This is a genomic window from Cedecea davisae DSM 4568, from assembly GCF_000412335.2.
In the GTDB taxonomy this organism is placed as follows: domain Bacteria; phylum Pseudomonadota; class Gammaproteobacteria; order Enterobacterales; family Enterobacteriaceae; genus Cedecea; species Cedecea davisae.
Window position 1 is genome coordinate 4571678 of sequence record NZ_KE161030.1, and the last position, 26025, is coordinate 4597702.

22 protein-coding genes and 1 pseudogene are annotated in these 26025 nt (G+C 57.3%); 12 read left to right on the forward strand and 11 right to left on the reverse strand.

Going from position 1 to position 26025, the window contains the following annotated elements:
• The first annotated feature begins 10 nt into the window (after positions 1–10).
• From bcsA to HMPREF0201_RS20865, 5 genes are read left to right on the forward strand one after another with little or no spacing between them, the layout of a single operon-like run.
• Positions 11–2131, forward strand: a complete 2121-nt coding sequence (bcsA, locus tag HMPREF0201_RS20845) for a UDP-forming cellulose synthase catalytic subunit (RefSeq protein WP_016538755.1) — start codon at positions 11–13, stop codon at positions 2129–2131.
• On the forward strand, positions 2128–4482 hold the full coding sequence (bcsB, locus tag HMPREF0201_RS20850) for a cellulose biosynthesis cyclic di-GMP-binding regulatory protein BcsB (protein ID WP_016538756.1): 2355 nt from the start codon (positions 2128–2130) through the stop codon (positions 4480–4482). The genes bcsA and bcsB overlap by 4 nt, the downstream gene beginning before the upstream one ends.
• On the forward strand, positions 4472–8296 hold the full coding sequence (locus tag HMPREF0201_RS20855; RefSeq protein WP_016538757.1) for a cellulose biosynthesis protein BcsC: 3825 nt from the start codon (positions 4472–4474) through the stop codon (positions 8294–8296). The genes bcsB and HMPREF0201_RS20855 overlap by 11 nt, the downstream gene beginning before the upstream one ends.
• Before the next feature lie 2 nt (positions 8297–8298).
• Positions 8299–8766: a cellulose biosynthesis protein BcsD gene (gene bcsD, locus HMPREF0201_RS20860; RefSeq protein WP_016538758.1), complete on the forward strand. Its 468-nt coding sequence runs from the start codon at positions 8299–8301 to the stop codon at positions 8764–8766.
• Between the two features lie 13 nt (positions 8767–8779).
• Positions 8780–9775: a family 8 glycosyl hydrolase gene (locus HMPREF0201_RS20865; protein ID WP_016538759.1), complete on the forward strand. Its 996-nt coding sequence runs from the start codon at positions 8780–8782 to the stop codon at positions 9773–9775.
• A gap of 43 nt (positions 9776–9818) precedes the next feature.
• Here the strand turns inward: HMPREF0201_RS20865 and HMPREF0201_RS20870 are convergent, their stop codons facing one another.
• The gene (locus HMPREF0201_RS20870; protein ID WP_016538760.1) at positions 9819–10115 is read right to left on the reverse strand and encodes a HigA family addiction module antitoxin; all 297 of its coding nucleotides are present in this window, start codon (positions 10113–10115) and stop codon (positions 9819–9821) included.
• Positions 10115–10393: pseudogene (locus tag HMPREF0201_RS20875) on the reverse strand (type II toxin-antitoxin system RelE/ParE family toxin). Before HMPREF0201_RS20875 ends, HMPREF0201_RS20870 begins: the two are co-directional and overlap by 1 nt.
• Positions 10394–10659: 266 nt before the next feature.
• Between HMPREF0201_RS20875 and HMPREF0201_RS20880 the strand changes: the two are divergent.
• The 5 genes from HMPREF0201_RS20880 to ghrB all read left to right on the forward strand — a co-directional run bounded on the left by HMPREF0201_RS20880 (position 10660) and on the right by ghrB (position 15862).
• Positions 10660–11679, forward strand: a complete 1020-nt coding sequence (locus HMPREF0201_RS20880; protein WP_016538762.1) for a LacI family DNA-binding transcriptional regulator — start codon at positions 10660–10662, stop codon at positions 11677–11679.
• Positions 11680–11792: 113 nt separating this feature from the next.
• Positions 11793–12542 carry a sugar phosphate isomerase/epimerase family protein gene (locus HMPREF0201_RS20885; protein WP_039898958.1) on the forward strand — a complete coding sequence of 250 codons (750 nt, stop codon included), beginning with the start codon at positions 11793–11795 and terminating at the stop codon, positions 12540–12542.
• A 2-nt stretch (positions 12543–12544) separates the two neighbouring features.
• Positions 12545–13480 carry a sugar kinase gene (locus HMPREF0201_RS20890; RefSeq protein WP_016538764.1) on the forward strand — a complete coding sequence of 312 codons (936 nt, stop codon included), beginning with the start codon at positions 12545–12547 and terminating at the stop codon, positions 13478–13480.
• 67 nt (positions 13481–13547) lie between these two features.
• On the forward strand, positions 13548–14828 hold the full coding sequence (locus tag HMPREF0201_RS20895) for an MFS transporter (RefSeq protein ID WP_016538765.1): 1281 nt from the start codon (positions 13548–13550) through the stop codon (positions 14826–14828).
• 59 nt (positions 14829–14887) lie between these two features.
• Positions 14888–15862 carry a glyoxylate/hydroxypyruvate reductase GhrB gene (ghrB, locus tag HMPREF0201_RS20900; RefSeq protein ID WP_039898960.1) on the forward strand — a complete coding sequence of 325 codons (975 nt, stop codon included), beginning with the start codon at positions 14888–14890 and terminating at the stop codon, positions 15860–15862.
• A 40-nt stretch (positions 15863–15902) separates the two neighbouring features.
• On the opposite strand, the gene HMPREF0201_RS20905 is transcribed toward ghrB, so the two are convergent.
• The 3 genes from HMPREF0201_RS20905 to HMPREF0201_RS20915 form a co-directional block, all read right to left on the reverse strand.
• Complete coding sequence (locus HMPREF0201_RS20905) at positions 15903–16238, reverse strand: hypothetical protein (RefSeq protein ID WP_016538767.1); 336 nt, start codon at positions 16236–16238, stop codon at positions 15903–15905.
• Positions 16239–16250: 12 nt separating this feature from the next.
• The gene (locus HMPREF0201_RS20910) at positions 16251–16520 is read right to left on the reverse strand and encodes a hypothetical protein (RefSeq protein WP_039898961.1); all 270 of its coding nucleotides are present in this window, start codon (positions 16518–16520) and stop codon (positions 16251–16253) included.
• 156 nt (positions 16521–16676) lie between these two features.
• Positions 16677–17387: a DUF3053 domain-containing protein gene (locus tag HMPREF0201_RS20915; RefSeq protein WP_039899476.1), complete on the reverse strand. Its 711-nt coding sequence runs from the start codon at positions 17385–17387 to the stop codon at positions 16677–16679.
• Between the two features lie 402 nt (positions 17388–17789).
• Between HMPREF0201_RS20915 and HMPREF0201_RS20920 the strand changes: the two genes are divergently transcribed.
• Entirely contained in the window at positions 17790–18077 is a 288-nt protein-coding gene (locus HMPREF0201_RS20920; RefSeq protein ID WP_016538770.1) for an HTH-type transcriptional regulator, read from the forward strand.
• Between the two features lie 47 nt (positions 18078–18124).
• Here HMPREF0201_RS20920 and tcp read toward each other — a convergent pair whose 3' ends face one another.
• From tcp to HMPREF0201_RS20940, 4 genes are all read right to left on the reverse strand, one after another.
• Complete coding sequence (gene tcp / locus HMPREF0201_RS20925) at positions 18125–19780, reverse strand: methyl-accepting chemotaxis citrate transducer (RefSeq protein WP_039898963.1); 1656 nt, start codon at positions 19778–19780, stop codon at positions 18125–18127.
• A 171-nt stretch (positions 19781–19951) separates the two neighbouring features.
• Positions 19952–22021, reverse strand: a complete 2070-nt coding sequence (gene glyS, locus HMPREF0201_RS20930; protein WP_016538772.1) for a glycine--tRNA ligase subunit beta — start codon at positions 22019–22021, stop codon at positions 19952–19954.
• Positions 22022–22031: 10 nt separating this feature from the next.
• Positions 22032–22943 carry a glycine--tRNA ligase subunit alpha gene (gene glyQ, locus HMPREF0201_RS20935; RefSeq protein WP_016538773.1) on the reverse strand — a complete coding sequence of 304 codons (912 nt, stop codon included), beginning with the start codon at positions 22941–22943 and terminating at the stop codon, positions 22032–22034.
• A 108-nt stretch (positions 22944–23051) separates the two neighbouring features.
• Positions 23052–23393, reverse strand: coding sequence for a YsaB family lipoprotein (locus HMPREF0201_RS20940; RefSeq protein ID WP_055696380.1), 342 nt, complete (start codon positions 23391–23393; stop codon positions 23052–23054).
• 127 nt (positions 23394–23520) lie between these two features.
• On the opposite strand from HMPREF0201_RS20940, the gene HMPREF0201_RS20945 reads away from it, so the two are divergent.
• Positions 23521–24516, forward strand: coding sequence for an acyltransferase (locus HMPREF0201_RS20945; protein ID WP_016538775.1), 996 nt, complete (start codon positions 23521–23523; stop codon positions 24514–24516).
• Here the strand turns inward: HMPREF0201_RS20945 and HMPREF0201_RS20950 are convergent.
• Positions 24509–25435, reverse strand: a complete 927-nt coding sequence (locus HMPREF0201_RS20950) for a GlxA family transcriptional regulator (protein WP_016538776.1) — start codon at positions 25433–25435, stop codon at positions 24509–24511. The two genes, HMPREF0201_RS20945 and HMPREF0201_RS20950, sit on opposite strands and share 8 nt — an antisense overlap.
• Positions 25432–25974 (reverse strand): isochorismatase family protein, encoded by a 543-nt coding sequence (locus tag HMPREF0201_RS20955; protein ID WP_039898965.1) that lies wholly within the window; start codon positions 25972–25974, stop codon positions 25432–25434. Before HMPREF0201_RS20955 ends, HMPREF0201_RS20950 begins: the two co-directional genes overlap by 4 nt.
• Positions 25975–26025 lie beyond the last annotated feature (51 nt).

The following is a 26025-nucleotide window of genomic DNA, read 5'->3' on the forward strand; positions in this document are numbered from 1 at the left end:
AGGAAGTCCTATGAAAAAGGCTTTGTTTTATTTACTGCTGCTGGTGCTGGCACCGGTGGCGGTGTTGGTCATCATTACGCCTATGGACAGCCAGAAGCAGTATATTTTTGGCTTAATCAGCATCGGAGTATTGCTGTTATTAGGCCTGAGCAAAAAGCGCAGCGTTTCCATCATATTGATTATCGTGTCGGGCTTAATGTCCACGCGCTATATCTGGTTTCGCACCACCCAGACGCTACATTTTAATTCCGAAATCGAGGCAATTCTCGGCATCGGGCTTTATCTGGCGGAACTGTATATTTGGCTACTGCTGCTGCTAAGCCACCTCCAGACATTATTCCCGCTGAAGCGTGAAATTGTTCCCCTGCCGGACGACACTTCGCTTTGGCCAACCGTCGATGTCTATATTCCGACATATAATGAAAGCCTCGACGTAGTACGGGACACCGTGCTGGCCGCACAGTGTATTGATTATCCTCAGGATAAAATGAAGATTTACCTGCTGGATGACGGCAAGCGCAGCGAGTTTGCGGTATTCGCCGCCAACGTAGGCGTAGGTTACATTACGCGTAACGATAACTCGCACGCCAAGGCGGGCAACCTTAACCACGCCATGAAGCTGACCAGCGGCGAGTTAATTACCGTCTTCGACTGCGACCACGTCGCCACGCGTATCTTCCTGCAGGCAACCGTGGGTGCATTCCTGCAAGATCCTAAGCTTGCGCTGATCCAGACGCCGCACTACTTCTACTCGCCCGATCCGTTCGAGCGTAATCTCTCCGTAGGGCGCGATATCCCGAACGAAGGGGCGCTGTTCTATGGCCCAATCCAGCGCGGCAACGACTTCTGGAACGCGACCTTCTTCTGCGGCTCCTGCGCGGTTATCCGCCGCAGCGCGCTGGAAGAAATTGGCGGTTTTGCGGTTGAAACGGTGACCGAAGATGCTCACACCGCGCTGAAAATGCAGCGCCGGGGCTGGAAATCCGCATTCCTCGATATCCCGCTGGCGGCCGGGCTGGCAACCGAACGCCTGGTGCTGCACGTTATTCAGCGTACCCGCTGGGCGCGCGGAATGACGCAAATATTTCGCACCGATAACCCTCTGTTTGGCCGCGGGCTGGCCTGGCAACAGCGGCTGTGCTACCTGAGCGCGATGCTTTACTACCAGTTTGCCCTGCCGCGTGTCGCCTTCCTTACCGCACCGCTGGCTTACCTGCTGTTTAACCTGAATATTATTCACTCCTCGGCCAGCATGCTGTTTGCCTATGCGCTGCCGCACCTGTTCCTCGCCATCTGGCTGAACTCGCGGCTCAACGGCCGCTATCGCTACAGCTTCTGGGGGGAAATCTACGACCTGGTGATGGCCTTCCACCTGATCCTGCCGACGGCGATAACCATGCTGTTCCCGAAGCGCGGCAAGTTCAACGTTACCGATAAGGGAGACCTGCTGGATGTCGGCTATTTCGACTTCCGCGTTGTGCGCCCTCATGTGATTGTCGCCGTTCTGCTTACGATGGCGGTGATTGCCGGGATTGTGCGCGCCTGCGCCCACGACTACTTCGGCGTTGACCCCAAAGTTATCGCCCTCAACGTAGGCTGGGGTTTGTATAGCCTGATCTTCCTGCTGGCGGCCATCGCCGTCGCCAGAGAAACGCGGCAGACCCGCAAAACGATTCGCATCGAGGTCGATGTCCCGGTGGTTATCCACTACGCCAGCGGCATCTCTTCCCGCAGCCATACGCTCGACCTGTCGATGGGCGGCTGCCGCATCAAAGTACCGGATGAGCGCCACCTGACAGACGAAATTGAAGAGGTAGAGTTACAGCTTCATTCCGGTGCCATCAGCATTCCGGTGAAAGTAATTGCCTCGGACGAGTCCACTATCCGCTTGATGTTTGAAGAGATCCCTCTGGCCCGCCGCCGCGAGCTGGTACGCGTGGTGCTTGCCCGCGCCGACGCCTGGATCCAGCCGCCAAAACCACAGGACAACCCGTTCCGCTCGCTGCTGACCATTATCCGCTGCGTGTTCGAGCTGTTCTGGCTGACCTGGAAAGATCGCCGCGCCGCTCGCCGGGCAAAGCATGAGCAACCCAACCGACTGGACGGTTCCGGTGAGGACAGCGCCCTATGAAAAGGATGACTAAAGTAGCAGCCGGGATCGTTCTGGCTCTGAGCGTGCTGGCGCTCCCCGCAGCGGCAGAAGAACCGGGCATGACTGAACAGCCAACCACGGTGGAGTCGATGCTGCCCGTCAGCCTGCCGCCGCCGGTTGAACAGACGCCGCAGCCGGTCCAGACGGCGATTAACCCCGGCACCGCGAGCAGCATTACCGTGGCGCAAATGGGCCAGCCGCGCGGCATCGTGCTTAGCGGCGGCCAGCTGCAAACGGGTATCGACTTTACGCTGCCTGCCGACCAGGTGATTACCAGCGCCCAGCTGACGCTGAACCTCAAAGTCTCCCCGGCGATGGCGGCGCGTAACACGACCATGCAGCTGATGATGAACGGCCAGCCGCTCGGCAGCGTGCCGCTCGGTTCAGCCGACAGCAACGTCACCAGCTATCAGCTGGATATTCCGGCCGCGCTGGTGGTGTCCAGCAACAACATTAACCTCAAAATCAACGATGCCGACGCCCTGCTTTGCCAGCGCGACCTGAACGATAATTACCAGGTCACCATCATGCCGGACACGCGTCTCACTCTTGAAGGCCAGCAGTTGAATATCGGCTCCGATCTGAGCCACTTCCCGCGCCCGTTCTTTGACTCGATGCAGATGACGCCGACCACGCTGAGCTTCGCTTTCCCGGCGCAAACTCAGCCGGAGCAGGTAAGCGCCGCGGCGCTGGTGGCTTCGTGGCTTGGCATTGCCGCTGACTACCGCGGGATCTCTTTTGAAGCCCTCAACGACCGTCTGCCGGAGAAAAATGGCATTCTGTTCGGTAAACCCGGCGACACTATCGGTGGAATTACGTTACCGGCCAGCAGCGGGCCGCTGCTGAAGATGATCGATAACCCTGGGAACCCGGTTTACAAACTGCTGCTGGTGGTGGGTAACAACGAATCCCAGCTTCGCAGCGCGGCCTGGCGCCTGACTCGTGGGCAGTTTGAGCCGCAAACCGCCAGCCTGCCGGTAGAACCTCAGACTATCCCGCTCAGCGCCCCATACGACGCCCCGCGCTGGATACGAACCGATCGCCCGGTGCGCCTGAGCGAACTGCTGCGTAAAGATCAAAGCCTCACGGCTCCGGGCATCTGGCATGATGCGGTAAACCTCGCGTTCCGCGCGGCGCCGGATCTGTTCCTCTGGGACGGCGAAGCCATCCCGCTGAAGATTGGCTACCGCTTCCCGTCAGAAAGCTGGATCGACGAACAGCGCTCTCTGCTGTCGATGACCCTGAACGGTACTTTCCTGCACAACCTGCCGGTTAACAAACAGGGCGCGCTGGAAACGCTGTGGCATAAGATTGGCGGCGATGCACGCCAGGAAAACTACGATATGGCTCTGGAGCCGTATCTCATCTACGGCGATAACCAGCTGGCGCTCTATTTTAAAATCGTACCAAAGGAAGATGCGCCGTGCAGCGTGCTGCTGAATAACAACATCAAGAGCCGCATCGATGAAAACTCGTGGATTGACCTGAGCAAAACTCGCCACTTCACGCTGCTGCCAAACCTCTCTTACTTCGTCGGCGCTTCGTTCCCGTTCACCCGCTTTGCCGACTATTCGCAGACCGTTCTTCTGCTGCCGGAGCATCCGGGCGAAACCGAGATATCCACCCTGCTTGACCTGGCGGCACGCTCGGGTAACGCCACCGGCACAGCGCTGAACAATAACCGCGTGATGTTCGGCCTGCCGGAGGGCGGCGCTAACCTGCTGCATTTGTCTCAGAGCGACGTGCTGGCGGTTTCAACGATGGAGCAGAGCGCTTTTAACCGCACCCTGCTCGCCGGGTCGCCGTTCGTCACCAATGAGCACTTATTTGGAGTCCGCCAGCCCACCAGTTGGGAAAAGGTGCAGCGCCTGTTGGCAGGCGACTGGAACTCCACGGGCGTTGAGGCAGACCGCTACTTCTCCTCTAATGAGGCCTGGCGCGGGTTTGTCAGCTTCCGCTCACGCTGGAACGCCTCGCGGGTTGTGGTGCTGGCTATCGGCAGCAATAACGACCAGCTTGCCCACCTGCACAGCGATTTGTCCTCTGCAAAAATTAACGCCAGCGTGCGCGGCGATGCCGCCATCATTACCGACGAGAACGGCGTTCGCAGCTTCCGGGTTGGGCCGCAGTTCCCGAGCGGAGAGCTGCCGTGGTACATGTTGATAGTTTGGTACGCCAACCAGCATTCTGCGCTGCTGGCGATTCTGGGCCTGCTGTTCGCCGCTATTGTCGGCGGCACCCTCTACCCGCTGCTGAAACGCCGGGCAAGAAGCCGCATTAACCCGCAGGCTGAAGAGAGTGAGCAAAGGGATAACAATAATGAAAAATAAAAAGACCCCCCGCCGCTGGCCAAGGATCTGCCTGTCCGGCGCGCTCGCGCTGGCGGCGGTAAATGCCCAGGCCGCGGACAATAATCCCGCCCTCAAGGCGCTTTTCGACCAGGCAAACTACTGGCATGAAAAATCCCATGATGAGCTGGCGATGGAAGCCCTGAAAAAAGTGCTGATGGTGGATGCCAACAACGCGCAGGCCTTATATCTGATGTCGCTCTGGGCGCAGCAGAGCGGCGATTTGAAATCTGCCGCGCAGTGGCGCAGCCGCCTCTCGGCAGTATCGCCGCAGGACCCGAACCTTCAGGCGCTGGATAACGCGAAGCAGGTTCAGCAGATCCCACGCGGTCAGCTTGAGCTGGCTCGCCAGCAGGCCCGAAGCGGGAATATCAGCGCGGCGCTCGCCACCTGGCAAACGCTGTTCACCGGCGACCAGCCGCCGTCCGGGCTGGCACCTGAATATTATCTGACGATGGCCGGGGATAAATCACTTTATCCCCAGGCGGTTAGCGGGCTACAGCAGTTTATTGCTCAGCATCCGCAGGATAACGGCGCGCGCATTGCGCTCGGCAAGATCCTGACCTTCCGGGAGCCGACCCGCCGGGACGGCATCGGCATGCTCCAGGATATGGCGAGCGGCAACCCGGACGCGGATAAATCATTGCGTCAGGCGCTGCTGTGGCTGGGGCCGACCGCCGGAGACGAACAGTATTATCAGACCTGGATCCAGCGCCATCCGGATGATAAAGAAGTGCAAAATCATTACCGGAACGCCATCGGCGGCGTGGCTAAAGGTGCGGGTTTTGCCGATCTTAATAGCGGCAATACCGACGCGGCGCGCGGCCAGTTTGAACAGGTACTTCAGGCCAATCCTCAGGATGCCGATGCGCTGGCGGGGATGGGCTACATCGCGCAGCAGCGCGGCGACTATGCGGCGGCCGCGCAATATCTTAATCGAGCAGCAAGCCTCGGTGGCGACCAGTCTGCCGAGCGTAAACAGCAGGCGGATGACGCGGCATTTTACGGCCAGCTGGCGGGTGCTCAGGCGGCCTACAAACAGGGCAACGTTAGCCAGGCTCTGGCGCTCAGCGCCCCTTTGGCGGACGCCAGCGGCGAGCGCGGCACGGCGGTAAAACTGTTCCGCGCCGACGTTTTACGCCACAACAAAGACTACCCGCAGGCGGAGCAGACGCTGCGCAGCCTGCTAGAAGCACAGCCGAACAACGGCCCGGCTCGGGAAAACCTCTACTACGTGCTGCGTGATGCAGGCAAAACTACCGAGGCTCAGGCGGTGCTGCAAACGCTGCCCGCTTCGCTCCAGGCCAAACTCCAGCCGCGCACGGGCGGAGGCAACCCGGCCGATCCGATTCGCCGCCAGGCCCAGCAGGCGGCAGCCGGAGGCAACATCCAGCAGGCGATAGCGATTCTGCGCCAGGGGATGAGCCGCCTGCCGTCCGACCCGTGGCTACGCCTCGACCTTGCCCGGCTGCTGCAAAAACAGGGCAACAGCGCCGAAGCGGCAGACCTGATGCAGCCCGCTTTCCGCCCCGGAGCCAGCAACACTGAAATCTACGCGGCGGCGCTGTTCGCCAGCGAAAGCAATGCGTGGCCGCAGGCGCAAAACCTGCTGTCACGTATACCGGCCTCTGCCCGCAACGGCGAAATGCGCGAACTCGGCCAACGCGTGAACTACAACCTGCAAATGGGCGTAGCAGAGCGCTATCTGGCTCAGGGGGATAACGTTGCGGCAGCTAACACCTTAAAAGCGCTCAGCGTTAATCCTCCGCAAAGCCCGGCGGACGCCGGTAAGCTGGCACGTATGCTGGCGCAGAGCGGCGATATGAGCGGTGCTGTTGCGCTGGTGCGTAACAACATGCGCCGTGGCGTGCAGGGCAATGCCGGTGATTATGCCGACCAGATAACCGTCCTGAACCAGGCGGGACTGGACAGCGAAGCGCAGGCGTTCCTTGCGAACCCGGAGCTGCAATCCCACAGCACCACCGCCCAGCTGGCAGGTATTCGCAACGGCTATGTGATAAACGAAGCCGATCGGCTGCGAGCCCAGGGCAATTATGCTGCCGCCTACGACAAGCTCATCCGCGCCCTGCAAAGCGACCCGCAGAATACCGACCTGATGTTCGCGATGGCGAGGCTTTACCAGTCCGGCAAAATGAACAAAGAAGCGGGCGTAGTTTATGACTATCTGATGACCCGCGACACGCCGGACCAGGATGCCCGTGCGGGTGCTATCGACATCGCGCTGGCGGGCAATGACGTAGACAAAGCCCAACAGCTTACCACCGGGTTGCACAACACCAATACGCCTGAGCGCCTGATACTGCTGGCACGAGTAGCCGAAGCGCAGGGCAACCACCAGCAGGCCATGAGCTACCTGCGCACCGCGCGCGGCAGGTTAACGGGTATTCAGGGCAGCGACAGCGGCGTGACTCCAACCATCGGCGGGCTGGCTCTGGCGGACAACCCGTTCATCAGTACCAGCTCCGGCGGCAGCCAAAGCGGCAACGTTTATGGCCAGGCTTCGATGCCGTGGCAGGTTAACCAGCTGGCGCGCAACCCGCAGGCCGCGCCGCCGGGAACCACACGCCAGGACTTACCGGTAGAAAACGCCAATGCGGGCATGCTGCGCCAGGTCAACAGCATGATGGAGCAGCTAACCGATAAAACCGCCACCTGGGCGCTGGGTTCGGTAGCGATGCGAAGCCGAGACGGCGAAAACGGTCTTAGCAAGATGACCGAGATAAAAGCCCCGCTCCAGTGGTCCACGGTGCCGTTTGGCGATTCGCGCTTCGACATCAACATTACGCCAATTACCTTAAATGCAGGCAGCTCTTCGGACCAGGCAAGCACGCGCTTTGGCACCGGGGCGCTGATTCAGGGCCAGGTGTCCGAAACGCTGCCCGAACAGCCGCCGGCGGTGCTGCCAATTGTGCCCTCCCAGGGCGCACAGAGCGCTTCTGGCGTAGAGCTCGGTATGGCGCTCACCGGGAATCAGTACAAACTCGACGTTGGCTCAACGCCGCTTGGGCAGGATCTGAATACCCTTGTCGGCGGCGTACAGTGGTCGCCGCAGCTCACCGACTACCTCAAACTTATCCTCACCGGCGAAAGGCGTGCGGTAGTGGACAGCCTGCTCTCTTATGTCGGCGCGAAGGATAAATACAGCGGTGAAAAATGGGGGCAGGTAACCAAAAACGGCGGCAACGCGCAGCTGAGCTACGACAACGGCGATGCCGGTTTCTACGCGGGCGTTGGGCTATATAGCTATATCGGCACCAATGTCCCGAGCAACCAAAGCGTTAATGGGTCGGCCGGGGTTTATCTGCGTCCGTATCACTTTGACGACCGGGAGCTGAAAACCGGCGTCAGCATGAGCTATATGGACTTCTCCAAAAACCTTAGCTACTTCAGCTATGGCCAGGGCGGCTACTTCAGCCCGCAGAACTACATTAGCGTGTCGTTCCCGGTGGATTACACCCAGAAATACGACAACTGGAAAATGTCCGTTGGCGCGTCAATCGGCTACCAGGCCTACAGCCAGGATCCGAGCGCATACTTCCCTAACAACCCGGGCCTACAGGGCCAGTTGGAGGACTATGTTGCGCGCGGCATGGCAAAAGAAGCGTTCTATAGCGGCGGCAGCGAAAACGGCCTCGGCTATACTTTGCGCGCCTCAGCCGACTATAACGTGAATAAAGACATGACCATTGGTGGCCGGGTTGGCTACGACACCTTTGGCAACTATAACGAAAGTACCGCTCAGCTTTACCTGCGCTACCTGCTTGGGGATCATTAATCATGCAAGAAAAGCAGCTTTTACACTATTTTCAGACCCAGCAAACGCCGCCGGGCTGGTTCGATCTGCTGAATATTATGCTTGAAGGGATGGTCAGCAATGCGGGCTACCACGACAGCCGCCCGTTCCTGAATCAAATGGGCGAAACTCTGGCCGAGCGCTACCCGCTGCCGCTCGCGGCAACCGTAGGTGAACTTGAGCAGCAAATTAATGCCCAGCTGGCTCGCTTTAACTGGGGCTATATCGAGATTGAAGCCAACGAAAAAATGCTGATTATCCACCACCAGGCGCTGCCCGTGACCAACGAACAGCACCGGCAGCAAAGCTGGAGCCAGGCGTTTAGCGCGGTGCTGGAAGGGCTATACGCCCGCTGGCTTATCGCTCAGGGCGGCCAGCCGCATGTTTCGCTGTGGCAGGAGCCGTCTCATAACGCTTCGGCGGTCACCTTCAGATATCAAACCAGGGCATAAACGGAGAGACGTAATGGTTAACCGCCTGATAACGCTGTTATTGACCGGAATGGTATGGCTGATGGCGAGCCTGCCGGCTAAAGCCGCCGCCGAGTGGGACAGCTATAAATCCCGCTTTCTGATGGCCGACGGCAGAATTATTGATACCGGCAATAACAATGTCAGCCACACCGAAGGCCAGGGATTCGCCATGATGATGGCGGTGTCGAACGACGACCGCGCCAGTTTCGACAAAATCTGGAACTGGACCAACGCCACGCTGCGTAACCCAAAGAACGGCCTGTTTTACTGGCGCTATAACCCGGTAGAGGCTGACCCAATAGCGGATAAAAACAACGCGACCGACGGGGATACTTTTATCGCCTGGGCTCTGCTGAAGGCCGGGCAAAAGTGGCACGATAGCGGTTACCTGAAAGAGTCCGATGCCATCGCGAAAGCGCTGGTCACCCATAACGTCATTCAGTTTGCCGACAAGCGCGTGATGCTGCCGGGCGTAAACGGGTTTAACCTCAATAGTTCCGTCACGCTCAATCCGTCCTATTTTATCTTCCCGGCCTGGCAGGACTTCGCCCAACGCAGCCATTTAGTGGTGTGGAAAGAACTGATTACCGACGGCAAAACGCTGCTCGACAAAATGCGCTGGGGCAACAGCCAGCTGCCAACAGACTGGGTTTCGCTGGCCGCCGACGGCAAGCTAACGCCGGATGCCAACCACCCACCGCGCTTTAGCTACGACGCAATACGCGTTCCGCTCTATCTCGCCTGGCAGGATCCTGCAAGCCCGGAACTGGCTCCTTTTAAAAGCTTCTGGAGCCGCTACCCGCGCGCGCAAACGCCGGCCTGGATAAACGTCGCCAATAACCAGACAGCGCCTTATATGATGACCGGAGGCCTGCTGGCAGTCAGAGATTTGGCGCTTGGCGACACCAGCCAGCCGCCTCATATCATCCCGCAGGATGACTATTACTCGGCCAGCCTGAAAATGCTGGTATTGCTGGCAAAACAGTAGGTTTTTCATGGCACGGGCCGCGCACTGCGTGGAACGTTTTGCCCTAAGCCCCGGGCGAAACTAACACCAGCCGGTGAAGACGGGAGGTATCAACGGTTTTTTCTGCCTGTGCCAGGCTAAAAGCGTTCTGAATTTTCATCCAGACATCGGGCGAACTGCCGATCACGATGGAAAGCTTGAATGCCATTTCAGGCGTTAATGCCGCCTTTCCGGTAAGCAGGCGGCTGGCGGTTGAAGGGGCGATATCCATTGCCCGGGAGAAATCTCGCAGGCTCACGTTAAGCGCTTCAAGCGACTCCTGAATAATCAGCCCAGGGTGCGGCGGGTTTGCCATTTTCATCAGTGATAGTCCTCATAATCCAGTATCCAGGCATCGCCTTTCCAAAACTCAAAGGTTAACCGTCAGTTACCTGAAACATTAACTGCCCAAATGGACTCCCGCTCCCCCTGCAGGGCGTGCAAACGATAGCCCGGTAAGTCGATGTCGCTAATGTGGCTTGCAGCATCGATAATAGCCAACCTCGCCCGGAGCCTGTTGATATGCTCAAAACGGACGCCGCGGGCCTGGCTTTTCATAAATAAATCCCGCAGTCCTTTATGCCTGAAGCTTCTTATCATCCTGATAGTGTTCCGTTAGGAGGAACGTTACGGCATTGTTCCCTTATGCGCAACAATAAAGTCGCGCATCTGTGAATAGTGAGCAGAAAGAATATGAGGATATAAAGCAGCCGGAAAGTGGCCGTGGTCAAAGCAGGAATCCGTCTCGCAGAAACCCGTTTTTATTATTTTAAGCGCTCAATATGCTCAGCATAATCCTCTGGCGTAGCCTTACCCTTCGAAAAAAATATGTTACTCTCCGCTGAGTTACCTCTCTGGAGACGGACATGAACGGCAAGGCTGCACGCCCCACGATAAGCGACGTCGCAAAAGCGGCGAAGACCGGTAAAACCAGCGTTTCGCGCTATCTTAACGGCGAGCAGAACGTGCTGTCCGACGACCTGCGCGGGCGCATTGAACGCGCCATTGCTGACCTCGATTACCGCCCAAACCAGATGGCACGGGGCCTGAAGCGGGGCAGAACCCGCCTGATTGGCCTGATCATCGCCGACATCACCAACCCTTATTCCGTTGACGTCCTCAGCGGTATAGAAGCCGCCTGCCGCGAGAAAGGCTTTACCCCGCTGGTCTGTAACACCAACAATGAAGTGGACCAGGAACTGCATTACCTCGATTTACTGCGCAGTTACCAGGTTGAGGGCATCGTGGTTAACGCCGTTGGCATGCGTGAAGAGGGGCTAAACCGGCTCCAGCAGTCCGCGCTGCCGATGGTGCTTATCGACCGTAAGATCCCGGATTTTGCCTGCGATGTGGTCGGGCTGGATAATATTCAGGCCGCCACCACCGCCACCGAGCATCTCGTCGAGCAGGGCTTCGAAGCGATTCTGTTTCTCAGCGAACCGCTGGGCATGGTTAATACTCGCCGCGAGCGTTTGCGCGCATTTCGCAGCACGATTGAGCGTTATCCCGGCATTGTTGCTGAAAATGCCGAAACACCGCTTCATGAAACCGACCTGCTGGATAACACGCTGCGCCAGTTCCATACCCGCCATCGCGGCATGCGCAAAGCGGTTATCTCCGCCAACGGCGCGCTGACGCTGCAAGTTGCCCGCTCCCTGCGCCGCGTTGGCCTGCACTGGGGCAGCGATATCGGCCTGCTGGGGTTTGACGAACTGGAGTGGGCCGAGCTTGCGGGCGTGGGCATTACCACCCTGAAGCAGCCAACCTGGCAAATTGGCTATGCCGCGCTGGAGCAGGTGGTAAGGCGTATTGAAGGCGCGGACGAAACGGTGCGTGAACAGCTTTTCTCCGGCGAGCTTATCGTGCGCGGCTCCACCTCCCGCTAAATTTTATCTTCGTGATGTCGCTCAAAAATTAGCAGCAGTCCGCTTCTCTTTGGAACCGGTTCCATCTAGCGTAATAACTATATTATTTAGCCGTTATCGCTATGGGGCCTTCCATGCCGCGCAAAATTATCGTTGTTACCGCCGCCTACGGCCACGACCGCATTTCCGCCCTCGGCGGCCAGCAGGCTTTATTGCCGATTATCGCGGAAGCCGGTGCGGACGGCGTCGAAATCCGCCGTGAACTGTTTACGCCCTCCCAGCTGGATTTCCTCTCCGGGATAGCCGGAGAGATGACCCAGTTAGGCCTGGAGGCCTGTTATTCCGCACCTGAACCGCTGTTTGTCGGCGACGGCAGCCTCAACCCACTGATCCCCTCTCTGCTACAGGAAGCCCACCAGCTTAACGCGGTCTGGCTAAAGCTCTCTCTAGGCCAGTTCAACAACGCGAGCTCGTTTGACACCCTGAAACAGTGGTTAAGCGACAGCCCGGTCGCCCTGGTGGTCGAAAACGACCAGACCACCTGCGGAAAACTGGCGCCAATGCAGCGCTTCCAGGCCGCCATCAAGGTGCACAACCTGCCGGTTACGCTCACTTTTGATATGGCGAACTGGCTGTGGGTGGATGACTCCCCGCAGCAGGCCGCCCGCGCCCTTGCGCCTTCGGTGAGCTATATCCACGTCAAAACGGCTGTTGCCCACCACAACCATTATCGCGCCGTGCCGCCGGACGAGTCCGGCTCAGACTGGAAAGGAATGCTGAATATGCTGCCGGCGGATGCGCCACGCGGGATCGAGTTTCCGCTGGAAGGGCGAGATTTGGTCGCCGTTACCCGCCGCTACATCAACCTGTTACGCGAGGAATAGAGATGAAACAGCTGGATGTCGTCACCATTGGCGAAGCCATGGCGATGTTTGTCGCAACCGAAACCGGAGATCTTGCCGCGGCGGAGCACTTTGTAAAACGTGCCGCCGGTGCCGAACTTAACGTTGCAACCGGCCTGGCGCGCCTCGGCCTGAACGTGGGCTGGGTAAGCCGCGTAGGTAACGACTCATTTGGCCGCTACGTGTTACGGCAGCTGGCAAAAGAGAACATCGACGGCCAGGGTGTCAGCGTTGATGAGCGCTATCGCACCGGCTTTCAGCTCAAATCTAAAGTCGAAGATGGAACCGATCCCATCGTGGAATATTTCCGCAAAGACTCGGCGGCAAGCCACCTGTCGATAGCCGATTTTGACGAAAAGTATTTTTTCTCCGCGCGCCATCTGCATCTCAGCGGCGTAGCGGCTGCGCTGTCACCAACGTCGCTGGAATTATTGAATCATGCCGCCAAATGCATGAAACAGCAGGGAAAAACAATTTCCTTTGACCCAAACCTGCGCCCGGTGCTGTGGAGCAGCGAGGCCGAAATGGTGAAACAGCTTAATCACCTGGCATTCCAGGCCGACTGGGTGCTGCCGGGGCTGAAAGAAGGCGTCATTCTCACCGGCCAGACGACGCCGGAAGGGATTGCCGATTTTTATCTGCATCATGGGGTAAAAATCGTGGTGCTGAAAACCGGCGCGGACGGCGCCTGGTATAAAACCGCCAGCGGCGAGCAAGGTGCCGTGGCGGCGGTAAAAGTGGACAACGTAGTGGACACCGTGGGCGCCGGAGACGGCTTTGCGGTCGGGGTAATTAGCGCCCTGCTGGAAGGGAAACCTTTGCATCAGGCCGTAAGCCGGGGCAATAAAATCGGCTCGCTGGCGATACAGGTCATCGGTGATAGCGAAGGGTTACCTACCCGTAGCGCACTGGGCGAATAAATCATCCGACCTCGCCTGTACCCTACAAACAAGGCGATGCGGCTAACCTCAACATAGAGGCCTTATTATGAAAAACCAGACAATCGCGCCAAGGCGCTGGTGGTACATCATGCCTATCGTGTTTATCACGTATAGCCTGGCATACCTCGACCGCGCTAATTTCAGCTTCGCTTCCGCCGCCGGAATCAACGACGACCTCGGTATCACCAAAGGGATCTCTTCCCTGCTGGGTGCCCTGTTCTTCCTCGGCTATTTCTTCTTCCAGATCCCCGGCGCGATGTACGCCGAGCGCCGCAGCGTGCGCAAACTTATCTTCGTTTGCCTGATTTTATGGGGCGGCTGCGCGTCGTTAACCGGCATGGTCAGCAACATCCCGATGCTGGCGGCCATTCGCTTCGTTCTTGGCGTCGTTGAGGCGGCGGTCATGCCAGCGATGCTGATTTATATCAGCAACTGGTTTACTAAATCCGAACGCTCCCGCGCGAATACCTTCCTGATCCTCGGTAATCCGGTCACCGTGCTGTGGATGTCGGTGGTTTCCGGTTATCTGATTCAGGCCTTCGGCTGGCGCGAAATGTTTATCTTCGAAGGTATTCCGGCTGTCATCTGGGCGTTTGCCTGGTGGGTGCTGGTAAAAGATAAACCGGCCCAGGTGGGCTGGCTGTCCGAAGATGAAAAATCCGCATTGCAGGCGCAGTTGCTGAAAGAGCAAGAAGGCATCAAGGCGGTGCGTAACTACGGTGAAGCATTCCGTTCACGTAACGTTGTTATCCTGTGCATGCAGTATTTTGCCTGGAGTATTGGCGTGTACGGCTTTGTGCTGTGGTTGCCGTCAATCATCCGCAGCGGCAGCGCAGGAATGGGGATGGTGGAAGTAGGCTGGCTCTCTTCCGTGCCTTATCTGGCGGCCACTATCGCGATGATTGCCGTCTCATGGGCGTCCGACAAAATGCAAAACCGCAAGCTGTTCGTCTGGCCGCTACTGCTGATTGGCGCCCTGGCGTTCCTCGGTTCCTGGCTCGTCGGCGCTAACCATTTCTGGGCCTCCTACACGCTGCTGGTGATTGCCGGTGCTGCAATGTACGCCCCTTATGGCCCGTTCTTCGCCATTATCCCGGAGATGCTGCCGAGAAATGTCGCAGGGGGCGCGATGGCGCTGATTAACAGCATGGGCGCATTGGGCTCCTTCGTCGGATCCTGGTTTGTCGGCTACCTGAACGGCGCAACCGGCAGCCCGGCGGCATCCTATGTCTTTATGGGGCTGGCGCTGCTGGCCTCGGTATGGCTTACTTTGATTGTTAAGCCTGCTAAGCAACAACAAATCCCGGCGGGCGCTCACCGCGCCTGACCCCGCACCGGGTGGCGTTTGCCGCCCGGTTTGCGTTTACCCGAAAAACGGAGAATCTCATGAAGCCGTCCGTCATCCTCTACAAGACGCTGCCTGATAACCTGCTGTCCCGTCTTGAAAGTCACTTTACCGTCACCCAGTTTGACGATATCAGCCCGGAAACCGTAAAGGCGAATGCCGACGTGTTCGCCAATGCCGAAGGTATCCTGGGTTCCGGCGGCAAAGTCGACGGCGCGTTTCTGGCGAGTACGCCAAAGCTACGGGTGGCTTCCACCGTTTCCGTCGGCTATGACAACTTCAATGTTGATGCCCTGAACGAACGCGGCGTAGTGCTGATGCACACCCCAACCGTACTGACGGAAACCGTTGCCGACACGGCAATGGCGCTCATTCTCTCCAGCGCCCGCCGCGTAGTCGAAGTGGCCGAACGCGTGAAGAACGGCGAGTGGCAAAGCAGCATCGGCGCTGACTGGTTCGGTATCGACGTGCACCATAAAACGCTCGGCATTTTGGGTATGGGACGCATTGGGCTGGCGCTGGCGCAGCGCGCTCACTTCGGCTTCAGCATGCCGATTCTGTATAACGCCCGCCGCCATCACAAAGAAGCCGAGGAGCGTTTTAATGCCCGCTACTGCGACCTCGATACCCTGCTGGCGGAGTCTGATTTTGTCTGTATTCTGCTGCCGCTAAGCGACGAAACCCGTCACCTGATCGGCGCGGAGCAAATTGCAAAAATGAAATCTTCGGCAGTGCTGATAAACGTCGGGCGCGGCCCGGTAGTGGATGAGAAGGCGCTGATTCAGGCACTACAGGAAGGTAAAATTCACGCCGCCGGGCTGGACGTATTCGAGCAGGAACCGCTGGCCGTGGACTCGCCGCTGCTGAGCCTGCCGAACGTGGTCGCCCTGCCGCACATCGGCTCCGCAACCCATGAAACCCGCTACGGCATGGCGGAGTGCGCGGTAGAGAACCTGATTACCGCGTTAACCGGCAAGGTTGAGGTGAACTGCGTGAATCCTCAGGTACTGAAGTAATCTGGTTAATAGAGTGGGTTACGCACAAGCTAACCCACCACTAATAAATCACACTGTGTCTATATAATGCGGCCTCGAAGTCTTCCTTCATGCTGGCATAAAGCAAGATATTGACTGATGCAGGATCGCCGTCATCATAGAAACAGCGATAATCATTTTCAGTATCCAGCCATTCCCGAATTCTTATCCCTTTATCAGCCAGAATGCCATTAAAGCGATATCGGGTAGGATCTTGCGATATTGCCGCTACTGAACGCATAAGCAGAGAGTCGATTAGCTTTGCGGCCTCGGCATGGACGATAAACTGCGCCTTGAAAAACTCCAGATCCTGAAGGCTGATAACCGCAGTCCCCGCAAACTCGACTGGCTTATTCATCCCTGATTGCCCTTATTTTCTGGCTGACCGCAGTTTTGCTAATGCGTCTTCAGGAGAAAAGGTCTCGCCCGCCACAACATCCTGTTTTGCTTTCATAATAAGCTTCAGCAAAGCATTACTCTGACGCTCCCTGGCCCGCTCTGCTTCTTCAAGCTGGCGCTCGGCAACTGTTTGCACAAATAACTCTGCAACACCATTTTTGGTCACGTAGACGCCCCCCTCAAACAGCTCTGGGTTGCTCAATCCTTCGCGGGCGGTTTTTTGCGACATGGTATTTGGCATGATTGTACCCTCAGCTTAAATAGACATGGTGATTTTATGAGCAATCAGGGGCGGGATCCAATTTATACTAAATTTACTCACGGATGCAGATATTAACGCCATAAAAAAGGTGGAGCAGCCGCGAGGCTCTCCACCTTTTTTTACTGCAAAATCAGCTTACTGCATTGCGCTCTGCGCGGCAGTCCAGGCCTGAGTAAATGCCTGATGCTGCGCGGCCAGCGGGGCAATCAGCGAGTTGTACTGGCTGGCCTGCTGAGAGGTCGGGAACTGGATACCGCCGTTGGCAAAGCCCACCTGATTATTCTGCTGAGCGATAAAATCGCCCACCTGCACCAGCTGCTGGGTCAGGGTCTGGGCCGCCGGGATCAGCGGAGCCATCGCGTTAGCCGGACCGGTTACCACTTTCTGGTACACCTGATAGTAAACGGTTTTCAGGTCATCCGGCTGTTTCAGCGCCGCAAGCGCGCCATCGGCCTGCATTTTTGCATTCTGAACCTGCTGGCCTAATACGTTCAGCGAGCCGTTAGCCTGGCGCAGCGCATCGCGCTGGGTCATATAATCCTGCGGAGCTCGGATGCTGTTGACGCTGTCCACAACCGGCTTCATGCCTTCGTCCATTGCCTGGCTTACCTGCTGAGAGAAGCCGTACAGAATGGCGTAATCTGATACCAGCGGGCCAAACTGTTTTTTCTGATCGGACGTCAGCGTCGGCAGGCGATCGCCGCTACGCATAGCCGTGTTTTGCAGAAAATCGATGAACGCCTTGCGCTGGTCGCCTTCTTTATCGAAGCAACCGCTGAGGCTCACCACCATTAACAACGCCGCCAGCGGCGCAAACCAGCGAGACCAGGACTTACCTGTCGCCATCATTTCTACTCCTATTACCAATGCACTACCTGGCAAATTGCCACCCAATAACGATGCTAAGAATAGTCCAAGCGCCCCTCGCAAGATACCCTTTCACGATAATCTCTTATGCCTGCCGCGTTCATCAGCCGGACCGCTAAAAAGGCCGCAGCCGTTGGCAGCTACATCCGCTGGTATTAGTTTGCTAACTATTTGCATAACTATTTACAGTTTTATACTAACCGAGCGCTCTGAGAGCGTTTTCAAGCGCTTACTTCGCCTGAGCATTCAGCTGAAACGCATAAGCTTTTTCTAAAGCACGATTGGTTCAGGGCAGGACGATACGCGGGCGTCAAAGCAGACTACAGTTAATAAGCTTCTTAGCGTTCACGTTCTCGCTGTGTGATTTATGAGGAGTTCTCAATGGAATATAAAGATCCAATGATTGAGCTGCTTAGTAGCCTTGAGCAGATTGTTTTTAAAGATAAACAGGCCCTTAGCCTGAGTCAGAAATCCAACGCCTTCTCCGAATTTGAGCAACTGCGCAAAAGCACCGGACTAAAAATTGATGATTTTGCTCAGGCGATGGGCGTTAGCGTTTCCATGGTGCAGGAATGGGAGTCGCGACGACTAAAACCGTCAAGCACCGAGCTGAAACTGATGCGCCTGATTCAGGCGAATCCGGCACTCAGCAAGCAGTTAATGAGTTAGAAAAAACCCCGCTGCGATGCGGGGTTTGTCATTTCTGAGTCTAAGCCTTAGAAAGTTTCCCAGTTTGCATCCGCACCCGCAGTTTGCGGTTTTAAGGCTGCCGGTTGAGGCCGTAGTTTTTCGCCAACCGGCTCGGCCCGGCGTCCCCCGCCCTGTAGCTGGAACACCGCCACCGCCAGACGCAGCTCGCTGGCCTGATCTTCAAGCGCCGCCGCCGCCGAAGCGGACTCTTCCACCAGGGAGGCATTTTGCTGGGTCACGCTGTCCATCTCGGAAACCGCCTGCGCCACCTGCTCAATGCCTTTGCTTTGCTCATCGGAAGCCGAAGCAATTTCACCCATGATGTCGGTTACGCGGGTCACCGCGGCGACTATCTCTTTCATGGTCGCCCCTGCCTCCCGCACCTGGCTTGAACCGGTATCAATTCGTGAAACCGAGTTCTCAATCAGCACTTTAATCTCTTTTGCCGCCTGGGCGCTGCGGCTCGCCAGGGTTCTCACCTCGCCTGCTACTACGGCAAAACCACGCCCCTGCTCGCCCGCCCGCGCGGCTTCTACCGCGGCGTTTAGCGCCAGGATATTGGTCTGGAAGGCGATGCTGTCGATGACGCTGGTGATATCAACAATCTTGCCGGAGCTTTCGGCAATCTCGTTCATGGTGCTGACCACGCTTTCCACCACGCGCCCGCCTTTCTGCGCGGTTTCCGAGGCATTTTTCGCAAGGCCCGTTGCCTGGCGGGCGTTGTCGGTGTTTTGCTTCACGGTGGCGGTGAGCTGTTCCATGCTGGCCGCCGTCTCTTCAAGCGCCGCAGCCTGCTGCTCGGTACGGGAGGAGAGATCGCTACTGCCCGCTGAGATTTCGCTCGCGCCTGTGTAGATGGAGTCGGCATTGTCGCGCACCGAGCTTACGGTCTTAATCAGCGACTGCTGCATCGTCTTCAGCCCGGCCGAGAGGCGGCTCATTTCGCTGCGCCCTTCGGCTTCGATATTGCGCGTTAAATCCCCTTCTGAAATAGCCTGTATATGCCCCATAACGGTTTTTAAAGGCCACAGCAGCACGCGCTGCAACCCCAGCCAGATTATCACCAGCGCCGCAATCACGATCAGCAGAATAGCGCCAAGCGTCCACAGCATGCTGGTAAAACTACTTTGGTTCTGCTCGCTGGCCGCCTTCAACAGATGGGTATTTTGCGTCAGCCACTGGCCGTAAACCGCCTTGAAGTCGTCCTGAGCCTGCTGCGCATCCAGGTTACCGTAGGCCTGGTAGTTATCGGCCTTCAGGAACTCAATGGACTGCAACAACACGTCATGCATCTGCTTAAAGCTGGCAGCGGCTTTATCGTCGATGGCTTTTTCCTGGTCGGGAACATCGTCCGAGTCCATGTAATTGGAAAACTGCTTCTGCGACTCGCCCAGCAAAACTCCGGCATTCGCCAGCAGCTTATTCATCGCCTCCAGCGCGGCGGGATCGCGCTGATTTTTTAGTACCCGAATGGCCACGCGGTTGATAGTAACGCGAGCCTCAACCAGCGTCAGGAAGCTGCCGCCCAGCTGTTCCTGCTGGTAATTCAGCAGCCCGGTTTTTTGGAAGTTAAGACGATCGCCGCTGACCGAGGAGTAAAAGAGCGCTCCGGTCAGCAGCAGCAGCGCGCTGAAGATCCCAAGCGTGGTAACGATTCCGGTGATGACTTTGACATTTTTCATGGGGCCGAACATTCCTGAGGTGGTAGGCGATATTAGATATATCGGTTCGGCGCGGATTAACCTTATCGCTGCTGGCAGAGTTTTTTGTTAATCCATTGATATTTGAAAGTAAAAAAATCGACAAAAAAACCCGCCGAAGCGGGTTTATGACAGAGTGTAGCTTTTAAGCGATTATTGCAGCAGGGAAATGTCCGCTACCTGCAAGAACAGCTCGCGCAGCTTGGTCAGCAAAGTCAGGCGGTTAATGCGCAGCTCTTTGTCTTCCGCGTTAACCATCACCTTATCGAAGAACTCATCCACCGGCTCACGCAGGTTAGCCAGCTCTTCCAGCGCTTCCTGGTAGCGGCCTTCCGCGAAGTACGGCTGCAACTTATCGCGCAGAACCACTACATTGGTCGCCAGGCGAATTTCTTCGGCTTCTTTCAGCACGGAGGCACGAACGGTCTCGTTCAGCGCTTCGGCGGACTTGGCAAGAATGTTGGATACACGCTTGTTAGCCGCCGCCAGAGAGGCCGCCGCTTCCAGAGTACGGAAGTGGGAAACCGCCTTCATACGGGCATCAAAGTCGGCCGGTTTGGTCGGACGACGAGCCAGTACCGCCTGGATGGTGTCAACCGCGTGACCTTCTTCCTGATACCAGGCGCGGAAGCGGCCCAGCATGAAGTCGATAACGTCATCAACCACGTTGGCATTGGTCAGCTTGCTGCCGTAGAGGCGCACGGCTTCTTCGGCCAGGGTTTGCAGATCCAGCGGCAGATTTTTCTCAACGATAATACGCAGCACGCCCAGCGCAGCACGGCGCAGCGCAAACGGGTCTTTATCGCCTTTAGGGTGCTGGCCGATGCCGAAGATACCCGCAAGGGTGTCCATCTTGTCGGCAATAGCTACCGCACAGGCAACCAGGTTAGACGGCAGAGCGTCACCGGCAAAGCGCGGCTGGTACTGCTCGTTCAACGCAACAGCTACATCTTCCGCTTCGCCGTCGTGGCGCGCGTAGTGCATGCCCATCACGCCCTGAGTGTCGGTAAATTCGAACACCATGTTGGTCATCAGGTCGCACTTGGAGAGCAGGCCTGCGCGGGTCGCGTGGTTCACGTCGGCACCAATCTGCCCGGCAATCCAGCCAGAAAGCGCTTCGATGCGGTTGGTTTTGTCGCGCAGGGTGCCCAGCTCTTTCTGGAACAGAACGGTCTCCAGACGCGGCAGGTTGTCTTCCAGGCGCTTTTTACGGTCGGTATTGAAGAAGAACTCCGCATCCGCAAGGCGCGGGCGCACAACTTTCTCGTTACCGGAGATAATCTGTATCGGGTCTTTAGACTCGATGTTGGCCACGAAGATGAAGTTCGGCAACAGCTTGCCGTCGTCGGCGTAAACCGGGAAATACTTCTGGTCGCCCTTCATGGTGTAAACCAGCGCTTCGGCAGGCACCGCGAGGAATTTCTCTTCGAATTTTGCGGTCAGCACGACCGGCCATTCCACCAGCGAGGTGACCTCTTCCAGCAGGCTTTCGCTCAGGTCAGCGTTGCCGCCAATCTTACGCGCAGCTTCTTCGGCGTCGCGCTTGATAACTGCTTTACGCTGTTCGTAATCGGCGATCACTTTGCCGCGTTCCAGCAGGATTTGCGGATACTGTTCGGCGTTGTCGATGGTGAATTCCGGCTCGCCCATAAAGCGGTGGCCGCGAATCACGCGATCGGACTGAATGCCGAGAATGGTGGCGGGGATAAGCTCGTCACCCAGCAGCAGCGTGAGGGTATGAACCGGACGCACGAAGTGGATGTCGGACGCGCCCCAGCGCATCAGCTTAGGAATTGGCAGCTTAGCCAGCGACGTTGCAATCATGTTCGGCAGCAGCGCCTGAACGCTTTCGCCCTTCACATGAGCGCGGTACAACAGCCACTCACCTTTGTCGGTCGCCAGACGCTCGGCCTGGTCAACGGTAATACCGCAGCCGCGCGCCCAGCCTTCTGCCGCTTTGCTCGGCTTGCCTTCGGCGTCAAACGCGGCGGTTACCGCAGGGCCGCGTTTTTCAACTTCGCGATCCGGCTGAGAGGCAGCCAGGTTAGCGATTTTCAGCGCCAGACGGCGCGGGGCCGCAAACCATTTTACTTCACCGTGGGCGATGTTTGCCGCATCCAGCTCGGCGGTGACGTTGGCAGCGAAGGACTCAGCCAGGCTGCGCAGGGCTTTTGGTGGCAGCTCTTCAGTGCCAAGCTCCACCAGGAAAGTTTTTTCAGACATGCCAGCCTCTCTAGTTTTTCTTATTGCACATCGGGAAGCCAAGCGCTTCACGAGAAGCGTAGTAGGCTTCGGCCACGGCTTTGGTCAGGGTGCGAATGCGCAGAATGTAGCGCTGACGCTCGGTCACCGAAATGGCCTTGCGCGCATCCAGCAGGTTAAAGCTGTGAGCGGCTTTCAGAATACGTTCGTAGGCCGGCAGCGGCAGCGGAGTTTCCAGCGCCAGCAACTGCTGGGCTTCTTTCTCATACTGCTCGAAGCAGGTGAACAGGAAGTCCACATCGGCGTATTCGAAGTTATAGGTGGACTGCTCCACTTCGTTCTGGTGGAACACGTCGCCGTAGGTGGTTTTACCCAGCGGGCCGTCGCTCCACACCAGGTCGTAAACGCTGTCTACGCCCTGAATGTACATAGCAAGACGCTCTAAACCGTAGGTGATTTCACCGGTTACCGGCTTGCACTCCAGGCCGCCAACCTGCTGGAAGTAGGTAAACTGGGTAACTTCCATACCGTTCAGCCACACTTCCCAGCCCAGGCCCCACGCGCCAAGCGTTGGGTTTTCCCAGTTATCTTCCACGAAGCGAATGTCATGAATCGTCGGATCCATTCCCAGCTCTTTCAGCGACCCGAGGTACAGCTCCTGAATATTGTCCGGGGAAGGCTTAATCACCACCTGGAACTGATAGTAGTGCTGTAAACGGTTCGGGTTTTCGCCGTAACGGCCATCGGTAGGACGGCGGGACGGCTGCACATAAGCGGTGGCCATTGGCTCCGGGCCTAAGGCACGCAGGCTGGTCATCGGGTGAGAGGTGCCTGCGCCTACTTCCATGTCCAAAGGTTGAACAATGGTGCAGCCCTGGCGAGCCCAGTAGTCCTGTAAGGTCAGGATCAGGCCTTGAAAGGTCTTGGTATCAAACTTTTGCATGTTGAATTCGCACGCGTTCGGTGGATTTAAGAGAAGCGGCCAGTATATACGCAAAAGCGGTTGAGTTGTATCAACACGGCAACGGAACGGCCCGGAGGCGAAAAGCCGTTAAGTTGTTGCGCGTTGGTTGAGGTTTTCGCGACTGGAAAGGTGTGAAAACTGACCACTTTGGTCAAAAGAACAGGTAAAGCCCTCTTTGCGGGCAGTATTGCCTGCCAGTTCATAGCTTGCCTGATACTGCTTAAAATCGGACACATTAATACGCTGCGGCTGGGTGTTGTAGCGTAATGCGGCTTCGTTTTTACACGCCAGCTCCATAGCACCGGCATTGACCCGCGGGCGAGCCTGCTGCGCATATTGGCTTTCCTGCTGTGGGGCGCTGCACGCGCTCAGGAAAAACGCAAAAAATACCGTTAAGAGGAGTCGATTTCTTTTTTCTTCCATCATCATTCGCTGCCAGTACGTTAAACTCGGTTTCTTATTCATACTCCCCGTGAACCACGCATTCTGCGAAGCGACGGCGGGGATGACAAGATGCGCGGCACAAACTCAGAAATATCCAGGCTCAGGGGAACGAATGCAGCAGAAGATAAACTGGATCGATAACCTTCGTGGCATCGCTTGCCTGATGGTCGTCATGATCCACACCACGACCTGGTACATTACCAATCCACACAGCGTGACCGCTTTTAGTTGGGATCTGTCGAACGTACTTAATTCAGCCTCACGCGTCAGCGTGCCGCTCTTTTTTATGATTTCAGGTTATCTGTTCTTCGGCGAGCGCAGCGCTCAGCAGCGCCACTTCCTGCGGATTTCCAGCTGCCTGCTGTTCTATAGCGCCATCGCCCTGCTTTACATCTGGCTGTTTACGCCAATAAGCGTCGGCCTGGCGCTGCGCTACATCCTGCAAAAACCGGTGTTTTATCACCTGTGGTTTTTCTTCGCGATTATGGTGATTTACCTGCTTTCGCCGCTGATACAGGTCAAAAAGGTCAGCGCCGTCACCGTTCTGGGTCTGATGGTGCTGCTGGGCGTAGTGGCGAACCCCAATACCGTGCCGCAGACTCTGGGCAATATGAAGTGGATGCCGGTTAATCTTTATATCAACGGCGATACTTTCTATTACGTGCTGTACGGGCTGTTAGGGCGGGCAATTGGCATGCTGGAGACGAGGAAAAACTGGGTTAGCGTGCTGGCGGGTGGCCTGTTCCTGCTGTGCGTGATGTCTATCTCTCTGGGCACCCGCAGGCAGCTGGAAATTAACCAAAACTTCGCCGAAACCTTTTACGTTTACTGCGGCCCGCTGGTGTTTATCGCCGCCATCAGCCTGCTGGTCTTCGCCAAAAACTGTCTTAACCAGCGCCCGCTGCCCGGGCTGGCGTTTATTTCACGTTATTCACTGGGGATTTACGGTTTTCACGCGCTGATTATTCATTATCTTCGCACGCACGATATCGAGATAACCGCCTGGCCGGTGCTGGATATCCTCTGGATATTTGGCGCAACCCTTGCTGGCAGCCTGCTGCTGGCGTTGGCGGTTGGCAAACTCGACCGCTGGAAGCTGGTCAGCTAGCCCCGCTTGCTCTGGAGCGGGCCCGATGCAGCTGTCGGGGTGAAGAAAACCCGGCGGCGCTGGCCGCCTGCTCCATGCGCTGCCCCTGCAATAGCCGCTGTTCGGCAACCGCAAGCCTTAGCTGCTCCAGATAGTCGCGTACGGAAATGCCAAGATGTTGCTGGAAAAGACGGGAAAGATGCCGCGGGCTGACGTGAACCCGGCTGGCGATTTCCGGCACCGGCCAGGGTAGCTCGGGAGCCCCGGACAGCAAATCCTGGGCGCGGTGTACCGCCGGATGAATATGGTTGCGGTAGCGCAGCCAGGGAGAAAGCTGCGGATCGTCGCCGGAACGACGGAACCAGACCACCATTTCTCTCGCCACCTCCAGCGCCACGCGCGGGCCGCAGTAGCGATTAATCAAATGCAGGGAAAGATCGATGCCGGAAGTGATCCCCGCGCTGGTCCAGATGCCCCGGTCCTCAACAAAAATTCGGTTGTCCTTTACCTGCGCGCCCGGTGCCGCCGCTTTTAAACGCTCGAGCACATCATGATGGGTGGTGCACTGCACGCCGTTCATCAGGCCCGCCCGAGCCGCCAGCAGCGAGCCGGAGCAGACGCACATCAGATTAAGCTGCTGGCTGTGGATCTGCGGCTGAAGCCGGGTCAGCCAGCGCCGTACCTCTTCGGCCTGAGCCGTGGCAAAAAAACGGTTTGAATCGCACACCCCGGGCAGCACCAACAGACTGCCCGGAGGAAGCCGCTCCGGCAGCGGCTGAATGCCGCTGAAGGTCAGGCCGATGGAGGTTTCTACCTGCGGGTCCGGGCCGATGTAGTGCAGCTCAAAAGCCTTCCGCGCCAGCACCAGCGTTTCCGCAGGGCCGCTCAGGTCGAGGGATAACACCCCCGGCAGCACCACAAACCAGACCCCAATACTCATTCCAGCGACTCCAGACACTCGGCTACGGTTTGTATCTCTGCGAAGCGCCCTGCCAGTACCGTTTCAGTGCGATGGCGCAGGGTCGCGGCGTCCAGCGTAACGCCTTTCCAGCTCATCGGGAAGGTCAGCATCGCTTCGCTGACGAAAGTAACGCGATAGCCCAGATCGGAGGCGACGCGAGTCGTTGTTTCGCAACACTGCTCGGTACGAATACCGCAAATAATCAGGTGGTTAATGTCCCGGTCGCGTAGCCAGCGATCCAGCCCGGTATCGGTAAAGGCGTTATGAACGTGCTTCTGGAAGCTGACGGCAGGTTGATGCCGTAAGAACGGCATCGGCTTCACAAAACCGGAATCCAGCGAAAACGCGCCGTCGCCGTCAACGTGGAAGATATCCACCACCGGCACGCCTTTGACCTGACAGCCGGCAATCAGCGCCAGTATGGCCTGCTGAAACGCCGGAACATCGTCCTCCTGCCAGTAGTCACGGTGGAAGAAGGATTGTTGAGTATCGATATTAATAAGCGCGGTGCGTGACATTTTCGGACTCCTCATCTGTTGGCCTGAAGCCATTCTGACAAGGCTTAATTG

Excerpts from the sequence above, each read along its gene's own strand:
- HMPREF0201_RS20890 (WP_016538764.1), top strand. The coding sequence starts at position 12,545 with ATGAAACAGCTGGATGTCGTCACCATTGGCGAAGCCATGGCGATGTTT.
- HMPREF0201_RS20895 (WP_016538765.1), top strand. The coding sequence starts at position 13,548 with ATGAAAAACCAGACAATCGCGCCAAGGCGCTGGTGGTACATCATGCCT.
- tcp (WP_039898963.1), bottom strand. The coding sequence starts at position 19,780 with ATGAAAAATGTCAAAGTCATCACCGGAATCGTTACCACGCTTGGGATC.
- HMPREF0201_RS20920 (WP_016538770.1), top strand. The coding sequence starts at position 17,790 with ATGGAATATAAAGATCCAATGATTGAGCTGCTTAGTAGCCTTGAGCAG.
- HMPREF0201_RS20955 (WP_039898965.1), bottom strand. The coding sequence starts at position 25,974 with ATGTCACGCACCGCGCTTATTAATATCGATACTCAACAATCCTTCTTC.
- glyS (WP_016538772.1), bottom strand. The coding sequence starts at position 22,021 with ATGTCTGAAAAAACTTTCCTGGTGGAGCTTGGCACTGAAGAGCTGCCA.
- ghrB (WP_039898960.1), top strand. The coding sequence starts at position 14,888 with ATGAAGCCGTCCGTCATCCTCTACAAGACGCTGCCTGATAACCTGCTG.
- HMPREF0201_RS20915 (WP_039899476.1), bottom strand. The coding sequence starts at position 17,387 with ATGGCGACAGGTAAGTCCTGGTCTCGCTGGTTTGCGCCGCTGGCGGCG.
- glyQ (WP_016538773.1), bottom strand. The coding sequence starts at position 22,943 with ATGCAAAAGTTTGATACCAAGACCTTTCAAGGCCTGATCCTGACCTTA.
- HMPREF0201_RS20940 (WP_055696380.1), bottom strand. The coding sequence starts at position 23,393 with ATGATGATGGAAGAAAAAAGAAATCGACTCCTCTTAACGGTATTTTTT.
- HMPREF0201_RS20885 (WP_039898958.1), top strand. The coding sequence starts at position 11,793 with ATGCCGCGCAAAATTATCGTTGTTACCGCCGCCTACGGCCACGACCGC.
- HMPREF0201_RS20910 (WP_039898961.1), bottom strand. The coding sequence starts at position 16,520 with ATGCCAAATACCATGTCGCAAAAAACCGCCCGCGAAGGATTGAGCAAC.
- HMPREF0201_RS20870 (WP_016538760.1), bottom strand. The coding sequence starts at position 10,115 with ATGAAAATGGCAAACCCGCCGCACCCTGGGCTGATTATTCAGGAGTCG.
- bcsD (WP_016538758.1), top strand. The coding sequence starts at position 8,299 with ATGCAAGAAAAGCAGCTTTTACACTATTTTCAGACCCAGCAAACGCCG.
- bcsA (WP_016538755.1), top strand. The coding sequence starts at position 11 with ATGAAAAAGGCTTTGTTTTATTTACTGCTGCTGGTGCTGGCACCGGTG.
- HMPREF0201_RS20865 (WP_016538759.1), top strand. The coding sequence starts at position 8,780 with ATGGTTAACCGCCTGATAACGCTGTTATTGACCGGAATGGTATGGCTG.
- bcsB (WP_016538756.1), top strand. The coding sequence starts at position 2,128 with ATGAAAAGGATGACTAAAGTAGCAGCCGGGATCGTTCTGGCTCTGAGC.
- HMPREF0201_RS20905 (WP_016538767.1), bottom strand. The coding sequence starts at position 16,238 with ATGAATAAGCCAGTCGAGTTTGCGGGGACTGCGGTTATCAGCCTTCAG.
- HMPREF0201_RS20880 (WP_016538762.1), top strand. The coding sequence starts at position 10,660 with ATGAACGGCAAGGCTGCACGCCCCACGATAAGCGACGTCGCAAAAGCG.
- HMPREF0201_RS20950 (WP_016538776.1), bottom strand. The coding sequence starts at position 25,435 with ATGAGTATTGGGGTCTGGTTTGTGGTGCTGCCGGGGGTGTTATCCCTC.
- HMPREF0201_RS20945 (WP_016538775.1), top strand. The coding sequence starts at position 23,521 with ATGCAGCAGAAGATAAACTGGATCGATAACCTTCGTGGCATCGCTTGC.
- HMPREF0201_RS20855 (WP_016538757.1), top strand. The coding sequence starts at position 4,472 with ATGAAAAATAAAAAGACCCCCCGCCGCTGGCCAAGGATCTGCCTGTCC.